The organism is Diplocloster agilis (genome assembly GCF_019042275.1).
GTDB classification, from domain to species: Bacteria; Bacillota; Clostridia; order Lachnospirales; family Lachnospiraceae; genus Diplocloster; species Diplocloster agilis.
In genome coordinates this window covers 40,233-47,765 of the sequence record NZ_JAHQCW010000044.1, presented here as the reverse complement: position 1 = coordinate 47,765, position 7,533 = coordinate 40,233, and the positions used below count along the sequence as shown (strand labels likewise).

General features: G+C 51.9%; 6 protein-coding genes. 1 reads left to right on the top strand and 5 read right to left on the bottom strand.

Annotated elements, in window-relative coordinates:
* Positions 1-351: 351 nt before the first annotated feature.
* From KTH89_RS20450 to KTH89_RS20430, 5 genes are read right to left on the bottom strand one after another with little or no spacing between them, the layout of a single operon-like run.
* On the bottom strand, positions 352-1,581 hold the full coding sequence (locus KTH89_RS20450; protein ID WP_238722924.1) for a hypothetical protein: 1,230 nt from the start codon (positions 1,579-1,581) through the stop codon (positions 352-354).
* Between the two features lies 1 nt (position 1,582).
* A complete protein-coding gene (locus tag KTH89_RS20445) occupies positions 1,583-2,743 on the bottom strand; it encodes a hypothetical protein (protein ID WP_238722923.1) in 1,161 nt (386 codons plus the stop codon).
* Positions 2,744-2,774: 31 nt separating this feature from the next.
* On the bottom strand, positions 2,775-3,626 hold the full coding sequence (locus KTH89_RS20440) for an ABC transporter ATP-binding protein (RefSeq protein ID WP_158342516.1): 852 nt from the start codon (positions 3,624-3,626) through the stop codon (positions 2,775-2,777).
* Positions 3,613-4,374 carry a hypothetical protein gene (locus KTH89_RS20435; RefSeq protein WP_238722922.1) on the bottom strand — a complete coding sequence of 254 codons (762 nt, stop codon included), beginning with the start codon at positions 4,372-4,374 and terminating at the stop codon, positions 3,613-3,615. The genes KTH89_RS20440 and KTH89_RS20435 overlap by 14 nt, the downstream gene beginning before the upstream one ends.
* Positions 4,367-4,903, bottom strand: a complete 537-nt coding sequence (locus KTH89_RS20430; protein ID WP_238722921.1) for an RNA polymerase sigma factor — start codon at positions 4,901-4,903, stop codon at positions 4,367-4,369. The genes KTH89_RS20435 and KTH89_RS20430 overlap by 8 nt, the downstream gene beginning before the upstream one ends.
* A 199-nt stretch (positions 4,904-5,102) precedes the next feature.
* Here KTH89_RS20430 and htpG point away from each other — a divergent pair, with 199 nt between their 5' ends.
* The gene (gene htpG / locus KTH89_RS20425; RefSeq protein ID WP_238722920.1) at positions 5,103-7,232 is read left to right on the top strand and encodes a molecular chaperone HtpG; all 2,130 of its coding nucleotides are present in this window, start codon (positions 5,103-5,105) and stop codon (positions 7,230-7,232) included.
* Positions 7,233-7,533 lie beyond the last annotated feature (301 nt).

Genomic DNA, 7,533 nt, shown 5'->3' with positions numbered 1-7,533 from the left:
GATGCACGGCGGACTTCACGTCCGACGGGCAAGAGCCTCTGAACCGGGAACACATCACGTGTTCCTGGTGAATAGGCTCGGTTCCTGAATCCGGCTTTTTGATTTCACTTAGCGTATTCCAGCGCTAGCCCTCCGCGCTCCCAGGGAGATACAAAAGAACCCGGCCACCCGGCGCGTCCCCGGATACCGCCCGTGGTTCCAAGCCGTAAGCAGCGGACATACGAAGCCTCCAGGAAGAATGCTAAGTGAGTGCGACAGCCTCCGGTGAACAGGCTCGGTTCCTGAATCCGGCTTTCTGATTCCACTAAGCGGGTGCCGGCGTAAGCCCTCCGCGCTCTCGGGGAATCCCCGTTACCCTTGCAGCAGCTCCTGTCTTTTCTGCCGGCGGCGGGTGAGCGCGAACAGGACCAGGCCTGCTGCCAAAATCAATAAGGCCGTGATCCCTTCCACCCCCGGGACGGACGTCAGCTGGTACAAGCTGTTACCGTAATAGAACAGCCGGGTCAACAGCGGCGGGCAGATCATCGCGGTCAGAATAACCAGGGGAATCATTTTCAGCAGCATAGCCACATAATTTGTGCTGTGCAGGGACAGGAAAAAGGCGATAGCGGATATTCCCATGGCAGTCAGATAAGTCAGAAGGACCATCAGCAGACACCAGATCCCAAACGTGGGATTGATCCAGGAAAAACCTGTGTGCATAAAAGAAAATATCCTGCACCCAAAGAACGTTTGGATGCCATGGGTCATAAACAGGCCCCCAAAGATCAGTATGTTGACCGTGGTTAGCGCCGCGCCGGACAGCATGGCGGCCGCAAACTGAGTCCGCAGTATATTCCGGCCGTGTCTGGAACTCCACTGAAGGGGTCTCATGGAACGCATCCGGTCCCGTACCGGCACAGGAGACAACAACAGACAGCAGGAAACGCAGATCCAGATCAGCAGATAGCCAAAATAAGTCGAGAAGGCCTCCGGTAATTCAGGCGGCATAATATTCCTCCAGGCGTTATCCGCTCCGAAGAAACTGTCCGCCGCGTGCGCATATTCTCCCGGCGTATATCTTTCCATATAATCCTTATCTTTGAAGTTAACCCCCTCCTGTTCCCATAGTTCATACATCTGGGTGTAGAGTCTTGTGGCATAGATCCGTCCTTGTACATTCTTCGTCTCTTCTCCGGACAGATAATTGGACAGAAGCATCGCATCGGCGTACCGTTCCTGCATAAGAGCCGACATCTCTCCCTCCACCTCCAGTACCGACCGGCTATAGAATTGCTCATATTCTTCATAAGAGGTCAAGCCGTACTTCTGTGCCACCGGATTTGCGGATAAGTACCCCAAGGCCTCGGATTCCAGGGCCGGTATCTCCCCGGCCGCTTCCGCCTCTTCTTCCGGTTCCAGCGTAGTTCCGAACCGTTCTACCCAATCGACGGCCACCTGATAGATTCCCTGATATTCCGGGCCGTTTGGAAAGTATTTGATATAGAATTCCAGATACATTGTGTAAAATACGAAACCGAACAGCAGCAGGACTGCCAATATTCCCGGCCGCCAGATTTTTTTCATCTCTTCTTTTAACATTTCAGTTCACATCCTTTTTCAGATAATGGCGATAGGACGCCCAAAACAGTCCGGCCCCGGCCGCCAGACAGAATACCGCTTCCGCGCATTCCTGCCAGGGCAGTACCGCACCCGCTCCAAGATCCGTAAACCACAGCGGCTGAAACCACCACAGAGCCACCGGAGACCACTGTATCAGCTGGTACAGCAGCCAGAGGCTGCTGTCTCCGGCCAGCATCATCACTTCAAAGTTAAGTGCTGCCGGTATAAGCAACAACAAAAATCCCCGGTAAGCGCTGTTGGCTATCAGCCCTGCCGCGAAGCCCAGGCCGTGAAAGAGTAAGACCACTGCCAACCCAAGAGCCAGCGTCGCCGCCAGATAACCGGCGATCGAGAAAGAAGTCCAGGTGAGAAATGGCAGCTTCATCCCAAACGCCGTTACATAGTTGAACTGGCTGGCCATATTTGCCTCCCATATAGGCCCCGGTTTCCACGCACACGCAAACACCAGGACGGAGCCGGCGGACAGAAGCGTATAGACCGCCGCTGCCGACAATCCGCCGGCCGCCGCTTTGGACAGCTGGATGCGCCGGCCGGCCCTGCTGGAATAAAGTACCGGAGCCGTGCGGCTTAACTTATCGCATCCGCTGGAATATAAGGCCATCAGAACCGCCAGCAGAATCCCTTCCGTAATGACCGCCCGGCACATTTTCTGAAAGAGCGCCTCCGTCAGCGTCTTGGTCTTTCCGGCCGCGGCCAGACTCATGGAGGCATCCTCCTCCGCCAGTTTTTTTACTTTTCCATCCAGCATCCGGTATTTTTGCTCCAGAAAACCGGCGGCAATACCCTGAATCCGGAATTTTCCGATATACAGATCTCCCAGCCGGCCGGCGTCGAACTGGTCCAGGGTATCTTCCCTTCCCCTTGTCTCCTGTATCAGCTGTTCTTTGAATGCGTCCTCATCGGGAAGCCGCGCCAGCGCCCTGTCAAACGCTTCCCCCATCTGCCCTCCGGTTTCCTGCGTGACTCCGGCTACATAGCTTACGTAGGAGTCCGCGTCACTGCCGATGCGGTTTCCCACGATCATCAGAACGTTAAAACCCAGACAGAGTATCAGAAAAATGGGAATCATAGGCATTTCCCACAGTTTGCGCGCTTCCCAGCAAATCCATGTTTTTTTCATAGCGTATCACCCCTGTAGGACCATGTTCTCTTCATAACGTATCTTCCCTGTAAATATATAGGAACGCGTCTTCCAGATCCGGACTCACCGGCACTGCACCCTTCACGGGGAAATCCGACGCGATCCGAAGCACGGTTCTGTCCCCTGCCTGCCGTTCGCTGAGCAGCAGCTCCTGCCCGGTCAATGCAGTATCCGACGGCACCTCGTACAGTTTCCCTTCCAGATTTTCACAGATGGCGGCAGGGCTTTCACAGCAATACAGGGCATGATCCCGCAGCATAATGATCTTTCCCGCGATCGTTTCAATATCCGATACGATGTGGGTAGATAAAATGACGATGCGCTGCTTTGCCAGACTGTGGATCAGATTCCGGAAGCGGACCCGCTCTTTCGGGTCCAGACCCGCCGTGGGTTCATCCAGAATCAGTAATTTCGGATCATTTAACATGGCCTGGGCAATGCCAACCCGCTGGATCATTCCGCCGGAAAACTGTTTCATTTTCTTGTCTTTGACATCGGAAAGCGCCACCAGCTCCAGCAGGCTGTCGATCCGCTTCTTCGCGGCCTTAGGTTCCATACATTGTAACGCGGCCATATATCTTAAAAACTGCCTGGGGGAATAATTCTTATAATAGCCGAACTCCTGGGGCAGATAGCCCACCAGCCCCCGGTATTCGCTTCCCATGGACAAAATATTCTGTCCATCCCACAGGATTCTGCCCCTCGTCGGAAACAGAAGGGTGGTCAGCATCTTGATCAGTGTAGTCTTTCCGGCGCCGTTTGGGGCCAGCAGCCCATAGACGCCGCTTTCAAAGACCAGATTGATATCCTCGAGGGCCGTAAAGTTTCCATATTTTTTCGTCACGTGTTCAACGGACAACATGCGCAATCGCTCCTTCCTTCGGATCGAAATAATAGTGTTTCAGGGTTCTTCCATAGAAAACGGCGCCGCAGGCTGCCGCGATCCAGAATACTGCGTCAGGAATACTCCGCAGAAAAGCCTCCGCCCGTTCCCCCAGGATCAGAAGAACCAGGCTTAATAAAATCCAGCCGGCCGGTACCACCAGGTATGCCCCCGGCGCTCTCCATTTCCATTCCGCCGCCGCAGACGCGGCCGCGAACAAAAATAAGGCGGAAAATGAGATCCCCAGCAGATTCAGGACTGAAGGGCTGCCTTTTAAGAGCCACCCGACCCCGGTGCTGGTCCCGACCAGCACGATGACCGCGAGGCCTCCGAATACCAGCATCCGAAGGACCATCAGCTGGTGGAGGGAGCACCGGCAGACCATCAGCGTTTCATAAGTCCCAACCATGATCTCTTTCCATATGCTGAGAAGATGCAGCAGCGCATACAGAAACGGGGACGCCAGGAACAGCAGTACACTAAGCTGGCCCCGGCCGCCGGCCATAACGGCGAAGCATCCCGCCCAGAGTAATCCCCCCAGCAGGAGAGCCAGGAACATACAGTCACCAACTCCGAAGAAAAGATTCTTAAAGCCGATCCTGCCTGCAGTCTCCCACAGATCCGCCGCCATCCGTTTCGGCCTGGGGATTCCCTGCTCCAGTATCATCCGGATACTCCTGTCTTTTTCTTCCCCGGAAGGGAAGCGGATATTTTCAAAATCATTCATGATCTTCAAACTCCTTTCTCAGCCGTTTGATCAATCGGTAATACTGCGCTTTGATCTTTGCCTCCGGCTGCAAAGTCACGGAAGCGATCTTAGGAAAAGGGAGCTCCGCGTATATCCGCAACCGGAATATCTCCTGCAATTCCGGGCTCAGTCGGCACACATACTCCTCCATCTGCCGGATCAGTTCCCGGTCCGCCAGTACATCGGTAAAATCTTCCGGTGTCCGGATATCCTCCTCGTCAAACGGAACCGTCACAGGCCTGTACTTTCTTCTGGCGTCGATCACCTTATGTGCGGCGATATGGCACAGCCAGGTGCCAAATCCCGCCTTCGACGGGTCATAGGAGGCAAGGGAGCGCAGCGCGGCGATAAAACTGTCCTGGGTCAGGTCCAGAGCGTCCTCTTTACACCCGACCTGCCGGTAAATAAACGCATATAGCTTATCGTAATAAGCCCGTACCAGCTGATCTGCCGCTTTTGTACTTCCCCGGTGTAGAATAGAGCGTATCCACTTTTCTTCCTGTTTCATGCCCGGCCTCCTTCTTTTTATCCTGTCATTTATATATTCGTAATGAACGTTCCAATCGTTGCATATTATTTTAGCACATTATTAGCACTCTTTTTCATCGAGTGCTAATTTTTTCTTGACTTTTGATATGTAGGGTATTAATATAACTGATATAGAAGAAAAACAATTGATTCAAAAACATAAAAGGAGTGAATAACGCATGAGCAATAAGACAGGAAGCCTGTCCATCAACAGTGAAAACATATTCCCCATTATCAAGAAATGGCTCTATTCCGATCACGATATCTTTGTCCGTGAGATGGTATCCAACGGATGCGACGCCATCACCAAACTGAAAAAGCTGTCGCTGATGGGCGAATACACTTACCCGGACAACTTCAAAAACAGTATCCAGGTGATCGTCAATCCCGAGGAAAAGACCTTAAAATTCATCGATACCGGTATCGGTATGACCGCAGACGAGGTGGAAGAATACATCACGCAGATCGCTTTCTCCGGCGCTACCGAATTTCTTGAAAAATACAAGGACAAGACCACCGACGATCAGATCATCGGTCACTTTGGCCTTGGCTTTTATTCTGCTTTTATGGTTTCCGACAATGTCCATATCGATACCCTCTCCTACAAAGAAGGAGCTGAACCCGTACACTGGGAATGCGACGGCGGCACCGAATACACCATGACCGACGGCAGCAAGACCACCGTAGGTACGGAGATCACCCTGTTCCTGAATGAGGAGAGCGTGGAATTTGCCAACGAGTACCGTATGCGGGAAGTGCTGGAGAAATACTGCTCCTTTATGCCGGTCGAGATCTTCCTTTCCAAGGAAAATGCCGAGCCTCAGTATGAGACCATCGACGAAGGCGACTTAAGGGAAGACGATGTCATCGTGGAACATATTCACGAGGAAGCCAAGACCGAGGAACAGGAAAATGAAGACGGCGAAAAAGAAATCGTAGAAATTTCCCCGGCCAGGGAACGCGTAAAAATTCAGAAACGCCCGGTTTCTATCAGTGACACTACTCCCCTTTGGACCAAGCATCCCAACGAGTGCACCAGAGAGGAATATCTGGAATTCTACCGCAAAGTATTTATGGATTACAAAGAGCCGTTGTTCTGGATTCATCTGAACATGGACTATCCGTTTAACTTAAAGGGAATCCTCTATTTCCCGAAGATCAACACCGAATACGATTCGATCGAGGGAACGATCAAACTCTATAACAACCAGGTGTTTATCGCCGACAACATAAAAGAAGTCATCCCCGAGTTCCTGATGCTCTTAAAAGGCGTCATCGACTGCCCGGATCTTCCGCTGAACGTGTCCCGAAGCGCCCTGCAAAACGACGGCTTCGTGAAGAAGATCTCCGACTACATCACCAAGAAAGTAGCCGACAAGCTCTCCGGCATGTGCAAAACGGACCGCGAAAACTACGAAAAATACTGGGATGACATCAATCCCTTCCTTAAATTCGGCTGTATCAAGGATGAGAAATTCTGTGAAAAGATGGGCGATTACATCCTGTTCAAGAACCTGGATCACAAGTACCTGACCCTGAAAGAATATCTGGATGCCCAAAAGGAGAAAGAAGAAACCTCATCCGCCGACGGCGCCGACGCTACCTCCGAGGACACTTCAGGCGCAGACGAAGAGCCCAAAGAAACCAAATCGGAATCCGACAGCTCCGAACCCGCCGACTCCGAATCCTCCCAGGAAGAGGAAAAGCCCAAAACAATCATCCACTATGTCACCGACGAGGTACAGCAGAGCCAATATATCAACATGTTTAAAAACGAAGGCATGGATGCTTTCATCCTGTCCCACAACATTGACTCCCCGTTCATCAGCCAGCTGGAGCGCCAGCACGAAGAACTGAAATTCCAGCGCATCGACTCTGATGTAACCGACAACTTCAAGGAAGAGGTATCCGAGGAAGAGCTGAAAGAGACCACCGACGCCCTCACCGAAATCTTCCGCAAATCATTAAACAATGACAAACTGAATGTGAAAGTAGAAAAATTAAAGGACGAAAATATCGCTTCCCTGATCACACTTTCCGAAGAAACCCGCAGAATGCAGGATATGATGAAAATGTACAACATGTACGGCATGGATCCCGGAATGTTCGGCAACGACTCCACCCTGGTGCTCAACGCCAACCACCCGTTAGTCCAGTTCGTCCTGAACCAAAAAGATTCAGAAAACGCTCCTGTAATCTGCCAGCAGCTCTACGATCTGGCCATGCTTGCCCACAAGCCCCTCAATCCCGAGGAAATGACCAAATTCGTAAAACGCAGCAACGACATCATGATGCTATTAACAAAATAAAAAAAGCCCAGGCCTGAAGGAGCCGAAACACATGGCTCCTTCAGGCCTTTTCTATGTTTTCTATACTAAGTTCTCTAATTCTCCTAATCAATCCTTCAAAAGTCCTCCACAAGCACGTCTCTCTCCACAGCCCAAGTGGTTGGAATCCCGCCACTGTAGCTCCTAACATTCCAATCTCCCGCATCCCCTGTCTCTCAAATTATGCAAAAGAATCTCACCCATAATTAAAGCAGGGCCTGATGGAGCCGGGAGGTGGGAAATGCCCCTGTCTCCGGCCGCAGATGCCCCGGTTACCGCAGCA